Origin of the sequence: Roseomonas mucosa ATCC BAA-692 (assembly GCF_000622225.1) — a bacterium.
In the GTDB taxonomy this organism is placed as follows: domain Bacteria; phylum Pseudomonadota; class Alphaproteobacteria; order Acetobacterales; family Acetobacteraceae; genus Roseomonas; species Roseomonas mucosa.
The window spans coordinates 1-14,638 of sequence record NZ_JHWD01000032.1; the positions used below are offsets into that span (position 1 = coordinate 1).

General features: G+C 72.5%; 16 protein-coding genes. All 16 read right to left on the minus strand.

What is annotated here, in order from left to right:
- Positions 1–55: 55 nt before the first annotated feature.
- Positions 56–394 (minus strand): hypothetical protein, encoded by a 339-nt coding sequence (locus tag BT98_RS0117885; RefSeq protein ID WP_027297347.1) that lies wholly within the window; start codon positions 392–394, stop codon positions 56–58.
- On the minus strand, positions 391–1,308 hold the full coding sequence (locus tag BT98_RS0117890; RefSeq protein WP_027297348.1) for a helix-turn-helix domain-containing protein: 918 nt from the start codon (positions 1,306–1,308) through the stop codon (positions 391–393). The genes BT98_RS0117885 and BT98_RS0117890 overlap by 4 nt, the downstream gene beginning before the upstream one ends.
- A 14-nt stretch (positions 1,309–1,322) precedes the next feature.
- A complete protein-coding gene (locus BT98_RS0117895; RefSeq protein WP_027297349.1) occupies positions 1,323–3,638 on the minus strand; it encodes a type IV secretory system conjugative DNA transfer family protein in 2,316 nt (771 codons plus the stop codon).
- A gap of 10 nt (positions 3,639–3,648) precedes the next feature.
- On the minus strand, positions 3,649–4,188 hold the full coding sequence (locus BT98_RS0117900; protein ID WP_027297350.1) for a hypothetical protein: 540 nt from the start codon (positions 4,186–4,188) through the stop codon (positions 3,649–3,651).
- Complete coding sequence (locus BT98_RS0117905; protein ID WP_027297351.1) at positions 4,185–5,366, minus strand: secretion/conjugation apparatus DotM-related subunit; 1,182 nt, start codon at positions 5,364–5,366, stop codon at positions 4,185–4,187. Before BT98_RS0117905 ends, BT98_RS0117900 begins: the two co-directional genes overlap by 4 nt.
- Positions 5,363–5,818 (minus strand): hypothetical protein, encoded by a 456-nt coding sequence (locus BT98_RS0117910; protein WP_027297352.1) that lies wholly within the window; start codon positions 5,816–5,818, stop codon positions 5,363–5,365. The genes BT98_RS0117905 and BT98_RS0117910 overlap by 4 nt, the downstream gene beginning before the upstream one ends.
- Positions 5,819–5,874: 56 nt before the next feature.
- Entirely contained in the window at positions 5,875–6,387 is a 513-nt protein-coding gene (locus BT98_RS0117915) for a lytic transglycosylase domain-containing protein (RefSeq protein ID WP_027297353.1), read from the minus strand.
- Positions 6,384–6,809: a hypothetical protein gene (locus BT98_RS0117920; protein WP_027297354.1), complete on the minus strand. Its 426-nt coding sequence runs from the start codon at positions 6,807–6,809 to the stop codon at positions 6,384–6,386. The genes BT98_RS0117915 and BT98_RS0117920 overlap by 4 nt, the downstream gene beginning before the upstream one ends.
- Positions 6,806–7,054, minus strand: a complete 249-nt coding sequence (gene icmT / locus BT98_RS0117925; RefSeq protein WP_027297355.1) for an IcmT/TraK family protein — start codon at positions 7,052–7,054, stop codon at positions 6,806–6,808. Before icmT ends, BT98_RS0117920 begins: the two co-directional genes overlap by 4 nt.
- Entirely contained in the window at positions 7,054–8,238 is a 1,185-nt protein-coding gene (locus tag BT98_RS0117930) for a type IV pilus twitching motility protein PilT (protein WP_027297356.1), read from the minus strand. Before BT98_RS0117930 ends, icmT begins: the two co-directional genes overlap by 1 nt.
- Entirely contained in the window at positions 8,235–9,164 is a 930-nt protein-coding gene (locus BT98_RS0117935; RefSeq protein WP_371329370.1) for a type IV secretory system conjugative DNA transfer family protein, read from the minus strand. The genes BT98_RS0117930 and BT98_RS0117935 overlap by 4 nt, the downstream gene beginning before the upstream one ends.
- Before the next feature lie 28 nt (positions 9,165–9,192).
- Positions 9,193–9,675 carry a DotD/TraH family lipoprotein gene (locus BT98_RS24970; RefSeq protein WP_081798649.1) on the minus strand — a complete coding sequence of 161 codons (483 nt, stop codon included), beginning with the start codon at positions 9,673–9,675 and terminating at the stop codon, positions 9,193–9,195.
- Positions 9,676–9,832: 157 nt separating this feature from the next.
- A complete protein-coding gene (locus BT98_RS0117945; RefSeq protein ID WP_027297358.1) occupies positions 9,833–12,898 on the minus strand; it encodes an ATP-binding protein in 3,066 nt (1,021 codons plus the stop codon).
- Positions 12,895–13,554, minus strand: a complete 660-nt coding sequence (locus tag BT98_RS0117950) for a hypothetical protein (protein WP_027297359.1) — start codon at positions 13,552–13,554, stop codon at positions 12,895–12,897. Before BT98_RS0117950 ends, BT98_RS0117945 begins: the two co-directional genes overlap by 4 nt.
- Positions 13,555–13,570: 16 nt before the next feature.
- The gene (locus BT98_RS0117955) at positions 13,571–14,005 is read right to left on the minus strand and encodes a hypothetical protein (protein ID WP_081798650.1); all 435 of its coding nucleotides are present in this window, start codon (positions 14,003–14,005) and stop codon (positions 13,571–13,573) included.
- A 101-nt stretch (positions 14,006–14,106) separates the two neighbouring features.
- Positions 14,107–14,634 carry a hypothetical protein gene (locus tag BT98_RS0117960; RefSeq protein ID WP_027297361.1) on the minus strand — a complete coding sequence of 176 codons (528 nt, stop codon included), beginning with the start codon at positions 14,632–14,634 and terminating at the stop codon, positions 14,107–14,109.
- Positions 14,635–14,638 lie beyond the last annotated feature (4 nt).

Genomic DNA, 14,638 nt, shown 5'->3' on the forward strand with positions numbered 1-14,638 from the left:
ACATCGTCGAGACCGGCAACGACAGTTGGCGATTCAAGAACCGCGCCTGAACGCCTTACAAGAGGGGTCCCTTTTGCGCGCCGATCTGGGGTCCCAATTCAGTGCCGATTGACAGGTAGGGCGGCTCGTCGACCAGGAGGGCGTAGGCGCGTTGCAGAGCCTCCAGCTTCAGCGGATCGGTCTGCTCCGCGAAGCCCCGCAGCGTGCCCATCGCGATCTCCACCTCGCTCCGGCGCGGGGCCAGCGCCGCCTCGAACTCCGCTATCGAGGCGGCTTTCGCCGGCTCGACCGCGACCAGGAAGTCGAGGGCCGCCCGCACGTCGCGCTCGGTGATGAAGTGCGGGTGGTCGGGGCCGGCATAGCGGATCACGGTGGGACGCGAGACGAAGGTCATGGCATGGCCTCCTGGTGGGGCTTCGGGAGGGTGCGGGGGCGCCGCAGGCAGCGCTCCCCGGGGGGCGGCAGGCCGGGCATGTCGGCCCGCGCGTACCGGCCCCAGCCGATGCGGACCACCAGCCCCGCGACGCGCAGGGCACGCAGATGGCCGGTGACGTTCGACACCGAGCGGCCGACCTCGCCGGCGATGTCGCAGGCCTGCCGCGGGGTCTCCAGACAGGCCAGGATGGCGTCGCCCACGCGCCGCGGCCGCCGCCTCGGATTCCCGCCCGACGGGGCCGGCAGGGAGACCAATCCCGTCCGTGAGGTTTCGGTCGCCACGTAGCGGCCGTGGCCGGTGCGGGCCAACTCGCCGCCGCGCAGCAGCGTCTGCGCCAGGTCGTTCACCCGCGACGTCGGCAGGTCCAGTGCCCAGGCCACGTCCTGGATGCGAAGTTCCTGCCCCGGTGCCGCCAGCAGGGCGCCACGCACCACCATCAGCTCCAGCGCACCGAGGCGGCTCGGCGTCAGGGGGCGCGTGCCGGCGCAGTGCCAGCGCAGCACCCGTTTCCGGTGACTTTCCGCGCTGCCGAGGCGGACCAGCGCCTGCAATTCGGTGGCAGCCGTGTCCATGGGCAGGCCGCTGCGCGCCGCGACATCGGCGAGGTCGATCAAGGCTCCACCCGCGAGCGCTGCCGCCACGCGCCGGCTCGGGGACCAATCCGGGGCAACCGGCCCATCCCGCAGGCCCGAGAGCGCATCGCGGGCGATCAGCAGGTCCTGGCAGTAGGGGCGCACCCGGCCGTCGCGGCAGAGCCGCAGCAGCCTCCGCGCCACCACGAGCGGCGCGGCGCCGCAGCGCCGGGCGAGATCCGCGACCCCTCGCGGCGTCGACAGCGCGGCCAGGAGGCGACCCGGCAGATCCTTTTCCATGGCCCGGGGTGCCGTCATGCCACGAGCCGCGTGACCAGGGAGCGCAGGAGCTCCGCAAGGACCTCCGGCGGCATCGGCGGCGGCTCGGGCAGGGTGATGACCCTGGCCTCGGCCACCGTCGCGCCGATCGCCGCCGCAGTGGCCCGGGCTTCCGCCGGATCGCTGCCGGCCTGCCGCTCGATGGCGGCCACCGCCTGTTCCAGACGCGGGTCGCGCCCCATGCCGAAGGTGCCGGCCGCCACGACCGACGCGGCGCCCGCCGCCTCCGGCGCTGCCCGGGTCGCCGTCTCCAGCATCGTGGTGCTCGACGTGCTGGGCGGCTCCGTCCCGGCCTCGCTGGCAGGGCGCGGCACCTCCACCGTCCCGGCGGCGGCCAGGGCCACGGCTGCCGCCTCATCCAGGGTCGGCGCTGCCGCCGTCTCCGCAGCTGCCAGCATCGCCGCGAGGACCGGATCGTTCTCGGCCGCCTCCCGCCCAACCGGGACCAGCCCCTTACCGATCTGGGCCGACACCTCGCCGATCCGCTCTGCCGTCTTCCTGGTGTCCTCGGAGGGGCCGTGTAGCAGCACCGGGCGGTTGCGGCGGATCGACCCCTCGACCGGGATATCGGCGTGGAACAGCTTCGCGTAGATGCGCCGGCCGCCCAGCATGACGATCGCCTCGCCCTCCAGCAGCCGCTGCAGATCCGACCAGGCGACGCGGTTGACCTTGCGGACCTCGGCCGAGGGACCCTCGCGGTAGTTGCCCGCCTCGCCCGCCACGAAGCTGGTGGCCTGCGTCACCTCGGTCTCGCCGGCGGTCTTCTCGATCCAGTCGCGGGTGCGCTGCGCGTCCTGCTGGCGCATGGCGATGGTCAGGTTGGCGTTGCCGAGCAGCGAGGCGGTCTTCTCGCCGAGCCGGGCCCAGAGGCCGCTGACCTCCTGGAAGGCCAGCCAGAAGCAGATGTTGAGGCCGCGCCCCATCGCCAGCATGCGGTCCATGCCGTTGGTGGCGTAGTAGGCCAGCTCGTCGAACACGACGTAGAACGGTCCCTCGCCCATGCCGGGCTTGAGCGCGAAGATCTCGCGGCTGTCGCCCTCCAGCCGGGCGCCGAGCAGCTGCGCCAGCATGCCGCGCAGGCTGGCCACGACGATCTTGCCCAGCGAGGCCAGGGTGTCGTCGGAGTTCTCCAGCGCCGGCAGGTTGACGACGAGGATGCGCCGGTTCAGCACCACGTCGCGCATGTCGATGTCACCATGCAGCACCTTGAAGATGTGGCCGAGGCTGACCGAGAGCTGCGTGAAGGGGCCGGTGAAGTAGAACAGCGCGAAGCCATGCTGCTTGGAGGGTTCCTCGCCCTTCTGCTTGTTGAAGGGCTGGGTGGTGTCGTAGCCCGGCAGCTCGCCGAGATAGGCGTTCAGCGGGTAGATGATCTCCTCGGGCATGTTGTTGACGTGGATCTCCGTCACCGTGCCGCTGATACCCTCGCGGTGCAGGAAGATTCTCCGGGTGGCGAGCGTGCCGATGGAGCGCAGCTCCAGCGCGAAGCGGATGGTCTCGATGTTGACCGGGATGCCCCGGTTGTCGCGCATCCAGACCAGCACCGGGGCGATGGTGCCGACCAGCGCGATGGCGCGGGTGCGGAAGACGCCGTTGCTGTCCTCGGAGCGCTGCTCGCCCAGCTGGCTGACCAGCATCTCGCGCAGCGCGTCGGCATTGCCCGAGGCGAAGGGATTGAAGGTGTTGCTGTCCTTCACGCCGGAGGCGACGAGGAGGTTGAGGGCGAGCAGGTCGTCCTCGCGGCCGTAGCGCCGCAGCAGCGCCGCCACCTGGCCGAACAGCTGGTTGTCGGCCTTGCCGTCCACCAGCACGAAGCCCGAGCCCTGGGCGAGCGCGTTGGTCAGCAGGCTCAGGATGGCGGTTGTCTTGCCGGCGCCGGTGGTGCCGGGGATGGTGCCGTGCTGGCGGGCATCCTCGTTGGTGATCCACAGCTCCTGCCCGCTCACCTGGTCGTTGCCGATGTAGAGGCTGCCCGCGGCCATGCGCGGGCGGCGGTCCTTGGGGCTGGGGTAGTTCCAGTCCGGCTGCGCGGCGCTGCGCGGCAGGCGCAGCGGCAGCCTGATACGCCGGCGCATCACCCAGGCCGCATAGGCGAGCGACCCCGGCACCAGCAGGTCGATGGCGGCCGGGTAGAGGAAGGCCACGGCCGCCGTCGTGCTCAGCAGGAGGCCGGAGAACTGGCTGCCGAGCAGGTCCGCGAGCCGGACGGTGAAGGGCCGCACGTCGCGGTACCCCATCCCGCCGCCGCGCTCGAATTGACTCTGCGGCCCGGAGATCTCGCGCTGGATCATGGCGTGGCGCTCAGCGTTCCAGCCCGAAGCCGTCGCGCGCCGGCCGCGCGGGGCCAGGGGCCGCAGCCGCCGGTACGGTGGGCGGCCGGGGCGTGGCGGCCTGGGGCAATGGCGCCGTGCCCGGTGGCACGGAGGGTGGCAGCACGACCGGTCCCTGGCCGAGCTGCTGCCGCAGCTGCTGCATCGGCGACGGGCCGGGTACCGGCAGGTCGGCGCCGGGCTGCGGACCACGCGGTGGGGGCGGCTGGGAGAGCGACGCCCGGGCTCCGGCGTCGGCGCTCGCCAGCCGCTCCGCCCTGCCGCTTTCCGCGTTGCCGCCGAGGATCGCGCCGCCCGTGAAGGACAGGACCGTGCAGGCAACCAGGACGACCCAGTCGAAGCGGTTCCGCACGGCTCGCACGGTGGTCGCTTCCGACACCTTTCCGGCTGCCCTTTCGGAATCGCCGAGGTGGAAGTGGACATGCACGGGCCGGCCCGCGTCCTGCTGCGGGACCGACGCGACGGTCCGGCCCAGGAAGTCGGCGAGCGGGCTCTCGGGGTTGGGGTTCACGGCTGCGTCCTCGCTGTCTGCTCCTCGGCATGCTGGAGGAGCGCGATGCGAACGGCCCGCTCCGCCTCGTCGAGCTGCGGTGGGAACAGGGGACAGCGAGCCTGGCGCTCGGCCTGCCAGTGCGAGCGCGAACCGACCGCCTCGACCCGTGGATTGGGCTGGCTGTTCTGCCCGGGGCCGTGGCCGGGGAAGCCCAGCGAATGCAGGGCGTACCAGAGGGAGCGGTCGAGCAGCTTGAGGCCGTTGAACTGCGCCGGGGCGAGGATGCCGGACTCCAGCCGCGCGGCGTTGAGCAGCCCCATCAGGGCGGTGGTCTCGTAGGCGTGGCGGGCAGCCGCCGCCTCGGCCGCCTCGTGCGCCGCTCCCTCGGCCAGCACGGCATCGGCCCGCAGCAGCACCGCCGGAGGGACCGGCAGGCTCTCCGCAGGGCCGGTGGGCGACGGATCACGGGCCTGCCCCAGCGCCTCGGCGAGATCGCCCAGCAGCTGCTGGCATTCCTCGCGCCGCCCGCTTAGGTGCAGCGCGAAGGCCGCGAAGATGACGCGCCCCGCCGGGGAGGCCCGGCGCGGGCCGCGCCAGACGGGGCCGAGCTGAAGGAGCAGCGCCTGCCGCAGCCTGGTCCCGTCCACCTCTCCCTTGGCATCGAGGCAGAAGCGGCCGGCCCATTCCTGGACGTGCAGGGCGGGATCGGCCGGCCGAGGCGCCTTGGGAGCCGGATCGACGAGCTTCAGGTGCCGGCCGAGCATGGCACTGGCCGCCCGGTAGAAGCGGGCCTGCTCGCGCAGCAGGCCGTCGAGGTCGAAGCGCCGCCGAAAGCGGCCCGGCGGCGCCCCGACGAAGCAGAGCACGGCCAGGGCGCCGATCAGCCCGGCCGCCGGCCACCGGAAGAAGCCGTTGACCTGCCCGCACATCGCCACCAGGCGCTCGAAGCTGACGGTCGCGTAGTTGCCGTGGATCACGCCCTGCCGCAGCGCCTCGTAGCCGTCGGTGAAACGGCCGATGAAGGTCATCTTGCGGATCTGCAGCCAGGCCACCGCCTCGACCACCTCGCGGTGGTAGCTCGACCACAGCATCCAGCCGAGGAAGCCGCAGCCGATGACGATCACGATCAGGCTGAGGAAGACGTAGTCGTCGCTCGACGCCCAGCCGCGGCGGGCGCCACCTCCCGCCGTGCTCATGCCGGGGCTCCGAAGAACACGATGTTGGCGTGGTGCCGTCTTGGCTCGATGCCTTGCCGCTCCGCCGGCTGGGTGCCGTCATAGCCTGGCAGCGCCGCGAGATAGAGGTTCAGCGGCCAGACGATGCCCTCGGGCATCGCCCGGGCATCGACCTCCATCACCTCGCCGCCGATCCGTCGCCGGAAGCGGCGCCGGGTGGCGAGGGCGGCGATCGAGGACAGCTCCATCGCGAAGCGCACCGCCGCGTTGTCGAGCGGCAGGCCGGTGTGGTCGCGCATCCAGACCAGCACCGGGGACAGCGCCCGGATCAGCCGGGCCGCCAGGCTGCGCCAGGGGCCGTGGCAAACCGCGCGGAAGCCCGTCATGCGGCGCAGCAACGCGAGGCTGACCGCCTCGGCGTCGCCGTCGCGCAGGGCATCGGGCGGGCGGTCGGGAAAGCAGGCGCTGGCCATGCGGGTCTCCGGTCTCATACGCGGAATCTGCCCTGGCTCCTTGCGAACGGCGCCGCTCAGGGTGTGCCCCTGGACCCCGTGCCGCTGGTCCGGTCGCGCAGCCGCAGGACCTGGGTCAGCACCTGGCGCAGATAGCGGTCCTTGTAGACCTCGGTGCGGGAGTGGTAGCGGCCGACACCCTCCCAGAAGTCGCCGCCGGCGCTGTCGAGGGCCGTGCGAAGGATCCAGGCGCCCGCCTCGACATTGGCGCAGAAATTGTTGAGCAACGCCTCGCGCGCGGCGGCGACGCTGGTCCCCCAGCGCCGGGCGATGGCCGGCAGGTGGATCTCGTTGATCTGCATCGGGCCGATATCGACCGTGCCGTTGGTGTTGCCGCTGGTCCGGCCGATCGAGCCGCCCTCGACCGCGAGCAGCACCGCGATCACGCCCGGTGGCACCCGGTGCAGCGCCGCCGCGGCGCGGATGCACTCGGTCACCGCCGTCACCGTGGCGTCGGAGACGTCGTCTGCCCTGGCTTGCCCCACCAGGAGGTAGGGGAGGATGGCGGCAGCCAGCAGGGTGGCTCTCATGGGCTGGCTCCCGGGGCCGGGCGCCGGGGTGGGGAGGCCTCCGCGCGCAGCGTGCGCCAGACCTCGGCGAAGTCGTTGACGACCAGCGCGGTCGGGCCGCCGGTCCGGTGGATCGCCTCCAGCGCCGAGAGGGCGACCACCGTGAAGGGCTCGCCCCGCACCCCTGCCACCCGGTAGCCCAGCAGCGCGGCGGGATCGCGGTGCTGCTCGACGCCCAGCCCGCGCCCGGTGGCCGCCTGCCAGACGGCGCCGGCGGCGGCGAGGATGCTGGGCATCACCCCGTCCGGTGCGCCGGCCAGATCGGCGGGCAGGCGGTGCAGCCGGCCGGAACCCTCGTCGCGCAGCAGCAGGGGCCGGCCATCGCGCTCGACCATCGCCTGCAGGGCGCGGCCGAGCCGGTCGAGATCCAGGGGCGGGCTCATGCCAGCCTCCGGCGGCGCCAGGCGGGGACGGCGGGCCGCAGCCGGCCGACCAGCCAGCGGCGCAGCACCCGCAGCAGCGCCGGCACCGTCAGCCCGAAGAAGCTGATCGTGCCGAAGAACACGGTGCCGGCGAGGGCGACGTAGAGGGTGGCCCAGCTCCAGTAGACCACGAAGCACAGCACCGGCAGGCAGGCGCGGGCGTCGAGCATGAGGATGCGCACGGGCAGGGCGGTGTTGCGCCACATCAGCCGATCTCCTTGAGCGCGCGGGCCGCCACGGCCTCGGTGATCCGGCCCTGTTCCAGGGCCGAGCGGATCGAGGCGGTGAAGCTCTGACCCTGGGTGTCGACCGCCTCGCGGGTGATGACCGGCCAGGCGCCGGGATCGGCCCGCAGCAGCCGGGTCCGCAGCCCGGCATCGAAGGCGAGGAACTCGCGGATCGCGGTCCGGCGGCCGTCGGCCGAGGGCAGCAGGCGCTGGTTGACGACGAGGCGCAGCGACTGCGCGACCGAGGCCACGAGGTTGTCGCGCTCGTCGCGCGGGCACAGGGTGGTGATGCGCTGCATGGTCAGCGGCACGTCGTCGGCGTGGATGGTGGTGGTCAGCGCGTGGCCGGAGATGGCGGCGTGGATCGAGGCGGCCATGGTGGCGCTGTCGCGGCACTCGCCGACGATGATGTCGGTGGGCTCGCGGCGCATGCAGCCGCGGATGAAGGCCTCGAAGCTGGGCAGGTCGCGCGGCACCTCGGTCTGGGCCATGGTGGAGCTGGCGGTCGGGAAGCGGTCGAGCAGGAACTCGACCGGCGCCGCCGCCTCCTGGATGTTGTAGTGCCCCTCCGGGTCGGCCAGCTTGGCCACCGTCATGCCGGCGATCAGGGTGGACTTCCCCGAGCCGGTGCCGCCCGAGACGATCACCATGCCGCGCTCGGGAAAGCAGGCGGCGAGGATGCCGGGCTCGACCAGCTGCTGGGCCAGCGAGGGCGGCAGGTCGGGGATCGGGCGCAGCACGATGTTGGCGCCCTCGCGCCGCGCCGCGCGGATCGGGGTGGCGTTGAGCCGGAAGCGCAGCCGGCGCGAGCGGGACAGGCCCACCTCGTAGCTGACGTCGAAGTCGGAGCCGCCCTGCAGGCGGGCGGTGCCGTCGGCGCCGTAGAGGTGGTTGGTGATGTCGCCGAGCTCGACCTCGCTCAGCATGCCGCGCGTGGCGCGGCGGTTGCGGCCGTGGATGCGGACCCAGACCGGGTGGCCGGTCTGGAAGGCGATGCGCGAGGCGCCGTGCTCGTAGGCCCAGACCAGTAGCGCATCCAGCCCCGGCGCCTGCTTGCGTGGCTCCGTCACCCAGCGCTGGCCTTCGCCGGGCCAGGGATCCGGGTCGCGCGCCGGGGCGGTCGCCTCGCCGACTTCGGCTGGCAGCGGCAGGACGAGGTTCATCGGCAGCCTGCCCCAGGCTGCCAGCGCCGGATATTCGCCTGCAGACCGGGCTGCTCGGTGATGCGCACCACCCGGTCGCCGATGTTCAGCCGCGACCGGCCGCCCTCGGTGTTGCGGGTCTCGAAGGCGACCCGCGGCTCCTCCACCAGCCCGGCGCGCAGCAGCACCCGGTAGCGGGCCATGCCGACGATGTCGCGCTGCAACCGGCCGAGATCGGAGAGGAAGATCGTCACCGCCTGCTTCTCGCCCTGGGCCCAACCCTCGGCGACGCCACGGTTCCAGTAGGCCACCTCCTGGCGGGTGCGCGGCAGTGCCGCGTCGGCCGGGCGGGCCGGGCTGCCCCAGGCACGGACCAGGTAGGAGCGCCAGTCCGGCGGCGCGGAGGTCAGCTGTGCCTCGCGGGTGATCTCGAAGATGCAGGAGGTCTCGCGCGCCACCTGGCCGTTCTCGCCCAGCGCGAAGGCCATCTGCGCCTCGGAGACGATGGGCGGGCGCATCAGCGTCTGGCCGCCGCCCACCGGCAGCACCAGGGGGCGGAAGTCGTAGGTGGCGGTGAGCTGGGCCTCGTAGCGGCGCAGCATCTCGTTGATGGCGAAAGAGCGGGCGGCGAGGCCGCCCTGGGCGCCATAGGTCATGGCGGCCTGCCGGAGCACCTCGGCGCGGCCGGTCTCCAGCCCGTCGCCGGGCAGGTCGCCCGGGCGGGCGGCCTGCAGCGCCTCCAGCGAGGGCGGGGCGTCGCCACCCTCCACCACCGGCATGTTGCCGGCGCCGGTGATCGGCTGGTTCAGCTGGCTGGCGAGCGACCGGGCGGCGGCGTCGTACTGCGCCTCGTTGGGCATGGGCGGGCTGGGGAGGAGGCGCACCGAACCCTCGGCACGCACGCCAGGGGCGAAGGCCAGGGCGAGGAGGGCGGTCGCGGCGAGCAGCGCCGGGCGCCGCGGGGCGGGGCGGGGCTCAGACACGATGCACCACCTGGACCGTGCGGGAGGCCGGATCGAGCTGCACCGTGGCATAGGCCCCGGCCTGCTCGCCGAGGGCGGCGAAGGCGTCCACGACCGTGGTGGCGGGCAGGTTGAGCGAGACCGGCACGGGCTGCGGCCGCTCGACTCCCTCGACGCTCGACACCACCACCCGGTAGCCCACGACATCGGCGAGCTTGCGCACGCCATCGGCCAGCGGGCCGTTCCAGGCGAAGGCGATGGGACGCTGCAGCTCCTCCGGCACCACGCGGCCGCGACGGGCGGTGAGGTCCACCCGGCTGACGCCGCCGAGCTGCGAGAGCTGCTGCCCCACCTGCTCCATCGACTGGCGGAGCGCGATCTCCGGGTTGGGCATGCCGGGGGTTGCGATCTCGGCCGTGGGGCCGCCCGTGGCGCAGCCCGCGAGGCCGACCAACCCCATCAAGGCCAGCATCAGCCGGCTGTTCATCCTCGCCATGCGGGACCTCCGTTCCTATGCGTGAAGCATGGAGCGGAGCGATGCGAACGGGAGGCCTCCCTTTGCAGCTGCGGGCTCGTTCGCCGACCTGTCAGGCTGACGAGGACGGGGCTACGAATCCTGTGTTCGCATCGAACACGGCCCCTATGCGACGCGACTATTCGGCCGCCAGCTTCTGGGAAGGCTGGCCATGATCGGGCGCCACGTCCCGCAGGACGATGCCGAGGCCTTTGCCGTCGATCAGCTCGGCGGCGATCTCGTCCACCACGCCGGCTTCGGCGCGCGTGTCCAGCTCGCCGAGCTTGAGCCGCTCGTTCTTGCGCCGCTCGATCTCCTTCACCGCCGAGCCGCGCTTGAACACCTTCGCCAACCGCCGCAGCGCCTCCGAGAAGCCCAGGGCCGCATAGAGGCGGTTGCGCAGGCTGGTGTCGCCCGGCGTGGTGCTCAGCGCCCACAGCTCGACCGGGCCCAGCGAGTTGATGAGCATCTGCTCGTACTTGGCACCGCCGGCGGTCAGCACCGCGAGGAAGGGAGCCCCGTTCGGTCCCGGGCCGTTGAGCGCATAGCGCACGACATCCGCACTCGCGGCCGACAGGTCGAAGCGCGTGATGATCTCTTCGCGCTCCTTCTCGTCGCCGGTCCGCAGGATGAAGCGCCCGGTGCTCTGGGCGACGATGGCCTCGCCCATGTCCTCCAGCCGCTGCGACGAGAAGCCGAGCTGGATGTTGTGCTTGCGGCCCTCGCGCACGTCGAGCTCGGCCTGGGCGCGGACCAGCGGGCTGCCCCTGGTGCGGTGCCACTCGTCGTAGTCGAGGCGCTTGACCGCCTCCATCACCTCCTGGAACCGCTCGCGGTGGTAGTCGCGCACCGGCTCGGGGACGAACTGCGCGTAGTCCGGGTGCAGGAAGAAGTTCCGCGCCAGCAGATGCCGCGCCAGCATGTACATCAGCTCGGTCTGCCGGTTCGCCGCCGCCGAGCCGGCCGGAGCCACCGCGGCGAGGTCGAGCACGATGATGCGGGCCGGGCCGAAATCCAGGCGGGTTGGCCGGCTCAACGAGGGAAAGCGCCGGATCAGATCGTAGACGTAGCGCTCGAACAGGGTGCAGGCGGACTCGCTGGTCTCGGCGATATGCAGGTCCTTGAAGGCGTCGCGGATCTGGTCCGAGCGGGCGGCGGCGATCAGGTCCTGCAGCACCGGCACGGCATGGCGCTGCGCTACCTCGGCCAGCCGCATCTCGCCGGCGCCGATCAGCGCATCCACGGCGTCGCGCCACCAGGGGGTATCGCCGGGCAGGACGAGCCCGTGGCGGCGCAGCGCGGCATCCACCTCCGGCTCCACGCCGGCCCGGTAGGGCTTCGGCGAGCCGCCGGTGACGTCGGTGCAGAGCCGGTAGGCCTCGTCGATCACGGCGCCGATCAGCTGCGCCATGCCCTCGAAGGGAGTGGAGGTATCCGGGGGCGTGGTGGCCAGCGCCAGGAAGTTCTGCAGGAAGGACCGCTCCAGTGGCAGCGGGTAGTGGCAGCCGACCTGCAGGTCGAAGATATTGACCTCGTAGCCCGGCCCGAACTGCATGGTGACGAAGATCGCCTCGTGCTCGCGCGCGGGGCCGAGCGCCTCGCGCACCAGCCGCACGAAGCCCTGCGCCGAAGGGCCGATATCGGCCTTGCCGATCAGCGGCAGCCTGGCGCCCTTGACCCCGAGCACGGCGGGGCTGAGCACCAGGCCGAGGTTGATGCAGTTGGCCAGCACCGACTTGCCGGAACCGGGCGGCGCCACGAAGACGTCGCAGACGAGCGGGCGCTTGTCGCCGCCGGAGGGGTCGTAGGGCCAGATGGCGCCGTCGGGCCGGCGGAACAGCACCGAGCCCTGCTCCCAGGGCGAGGCGGTGCGGTTCCAGGGCAGCATGGCGAAGGCGTCGCCCAGCAGGGCGATCTGCGGCGTGCCGGTCGAGGTGAGCGACAGGCCGGGGACGCTGGACAGCGCCCCCTCCAGCGGATCGCCGGCGATCGGGGTGGTCTTGCAGTTGCCCCAGCCCTCGATGCGCTGCGCCAGGGTCGAGGCGCGACGGCGCAGCAGCCGCATCTCGCCGGCCGGGGCCCAGGTCGCGAAGGAGGCGCGCAGCCGCACGCCGATGTGGTTGTCCTCGTTGCGGGCCTGCCGCAGGGCGTCGAAGGCGCGCCGGATATCGGCGTTGCCGGGGAACATCGAGAAGAAGGTCGCGGCGACCTCCTTGATCTGCATGGCGTTGCGGCCGCCGCCCTCGATCACCACGGCGCTGCGCCAGGGGATGCGGTCCTGGCCCAGCCGGGCGGAAAGCTCGACGAAGGGACGCGGATCCTCGGGCCCCACCGCCATGTCCACCGGGGCATAGTCGTGATCGCCGATGCGGACGCGCTGGCCCCCCAGCGTCTCGGCATCGGCATGGAACATCTGCTCGGCCACGGCCGGCCACAGCATGCCGGCGGTGGGGCTCTCGCCGCCATCGGGATCCTCGGTCGCCCGCGGCATCACCCGGTCGCCCGGCAACGTCGCCTTCCAGTCGGAGCCGGCGGTTTCGCGGTAGACGGATTCGCGGATCACCCTGAGCGCCTCGTGGGCATCCAGTTCGCGGGTGGCGACGTCGTTGTTGCCGAGCGACGCGACGACCCGCGAGACGAAGGCCGTGTGCCGCGCCGCCATCACCTCGGAGCGCAGGTAGTAGCGCTGGCTGTTGCCGGCGCGCGGCCCCTCGCGCGAGAGGACCTTCTGCTCCTCGGCCATCTGCCGGCGCTCCTCCTTGGTCAGGACAGCGCGGCGGGTCCAGAGCACGTAGTAGGCGGCCTCCCAGCGCATGATCCGGGGCCACAGCGCCGCGCGTTCCTCGAGCACGTCCGAGACGTTGAGACCGAGTTCCCGTGCGATGGTGCGGCAGGAGGCGAGGTTCAGCCGCTCGATCTCGACCCCGGCCATGTCCGGGTCGGAGACGTACCAGCCGACAATGGCGTGGCCACGGTCCTCCAGCGCGCCCGCCAGGTCGATGCGCTGTGCCGTGGCGATGCGCTCGACGTCGTCGCGCTTGGCCATCCGCCGCATGCCCTCGATACGGACCACGCTGAGGTAGTCGCATTGGCGCGTCACCAGGGCGTCGCCATGGGCGGTCTCGATCTCGCAGAAGGCCGGCAGCGGCTGGCGGAGAACCAGCGACAGGCCGGCGAGGCCACGGGTGATGGCGGTGGCGATCATGCGGCCTCCGGGCGGTGGTGGATCATCCTGGGCGCGCCCCAGGCGCGCAGCAGGTCCGGATAGATGTCCTCCTTGCCGCGCGGCATCCGGCCGAGCGGCAGCAGGCGGACGCCGCCAAGGAGGTAGGCCCGGTCCTGGTAGGCGCGCGGCGCGAGGCCGAGCAGCGCGGCGCCGAGCACCGCCGGATCGTGGGTCAGGAGCTTGCTGGCGCAGATCGCCTGGCGGGCCCGGAACGCGGTCAGGGCCCGCCAGGCGGCGATGGTGGCCGGGCTTTCCCGGCGTGGCAGGATGTCGAGCGTCGGATCGTCGCCCGCCTCCAGCAAGGAGAGCTGGGCGGCGCGCGCGACGGCGAACAGCGCCTGCTGGCTCATCTCCGGCAGCCAGATCAGGGTCGCGGATCCCTCGGCCGCCGCGGTGTCGAGGTGCTGCGTGAGATGGCAGAGGGTACAGGCCACGGCGAGGTTGCCGGGCGCGGCGTCGGCCTCGTCGCCGTTCAGGTGGAACCATTCCTGCCGGCCCGCGGCGAGGGCGCCGCAGAACCGGCAGGGAATGTCGGGCACCGGGGCGGGGTCCACCTTGGTCGCCCGCCGCTCCCGGCAGGCCGCGCCGCCCCAGGAGGACGTATGCGACGACAGCAGGAGCGGCGGGAAACGCATGGTGGGAGGCCCCGGCTCAGTTGAAGGTGACGACCGAGTTGGTGCCGCTGACCGTCGCGGAGCCACCGGAGGCGGTCTGCGCTGCCTTGCCGATCCAGACGCCGCCGGTGGCGAAGAGGCCGCAGAGCACGATGCCGGCGAGGCCCATGGCGACCTTGCCGCCCTCGCGGTTCTGCGGCTGGCGCGACTGCCACAGGGCCCAGGCGCCGCCGATCAGGCAGATCAGCGCCGCGACGTACATCGCCATGGAGCCGAGGTTGCCGCCGGCGGTGGCCGCCTCCTGCGCCATGGTGCCGACCTGGCCGCCGATGGTGTTGGCGGCCTGGGCGAAGGCGTTGCCGGAGAAGAACGCCCCCATGGCCGCCGCCATCAGCGCCAGCCCGACGCGGCGGCGCAGGATCGCGCCCTGGGGGCGCGGGGCGAGGGTGGTCTTGTGGGAGATGATCGACACGATGATCGCTTTCCTGTTCAGGGCCGGGGCGCCGTCGGCGACCCTGCGATGATGCTGTGCGAGGTCCTTGCGAACGGCGCGCAGGATTTTTCGCGCGATCCTCAGGCGAACAGCGCGGCGAGGAAGGTCGCCAGCGGCAGCACGTTGATGAGCATGACGCCAAAGACGAACTGCACGAGGCAGCCACCCTGCGGCCGGCGGCTGATGCCGCGCATCACCGCCCACCAGGCGAACACGGCCATCAGCGCCATCATCGCGCCGAAGGCCTGGAAGAAACCCTGGAAGATGGTGACGACGTTGACGACGGTCTCGGCGGGAGTGGCACCCAGGGCGCCGCTGGCGCTCGGCACGTAGCCGAAGGCGCCGCCGGTGCCGACGATGATGGACGAGCCGCCGCTGCGGTTGGCCATGGTCAGGATGCCGTCGAAGCTGGCGAAGACGCCGCTCAGCACCAGCGACACCCAGGGGATCCAGGGCTTGCCCCGGAAGGGGTTGTGCGGTTGCGCCTGCTGCCAGAAGCCCCAGGCGCCGAAAAGGAAGGCGGCGATGGCCGCCAGGTAGCAGAAGGCGGGGACGAGGAAGGTGATCGCGCCACCGACATCGGCCGCGAAGTTGGCGAGGCCCTGCATGGTG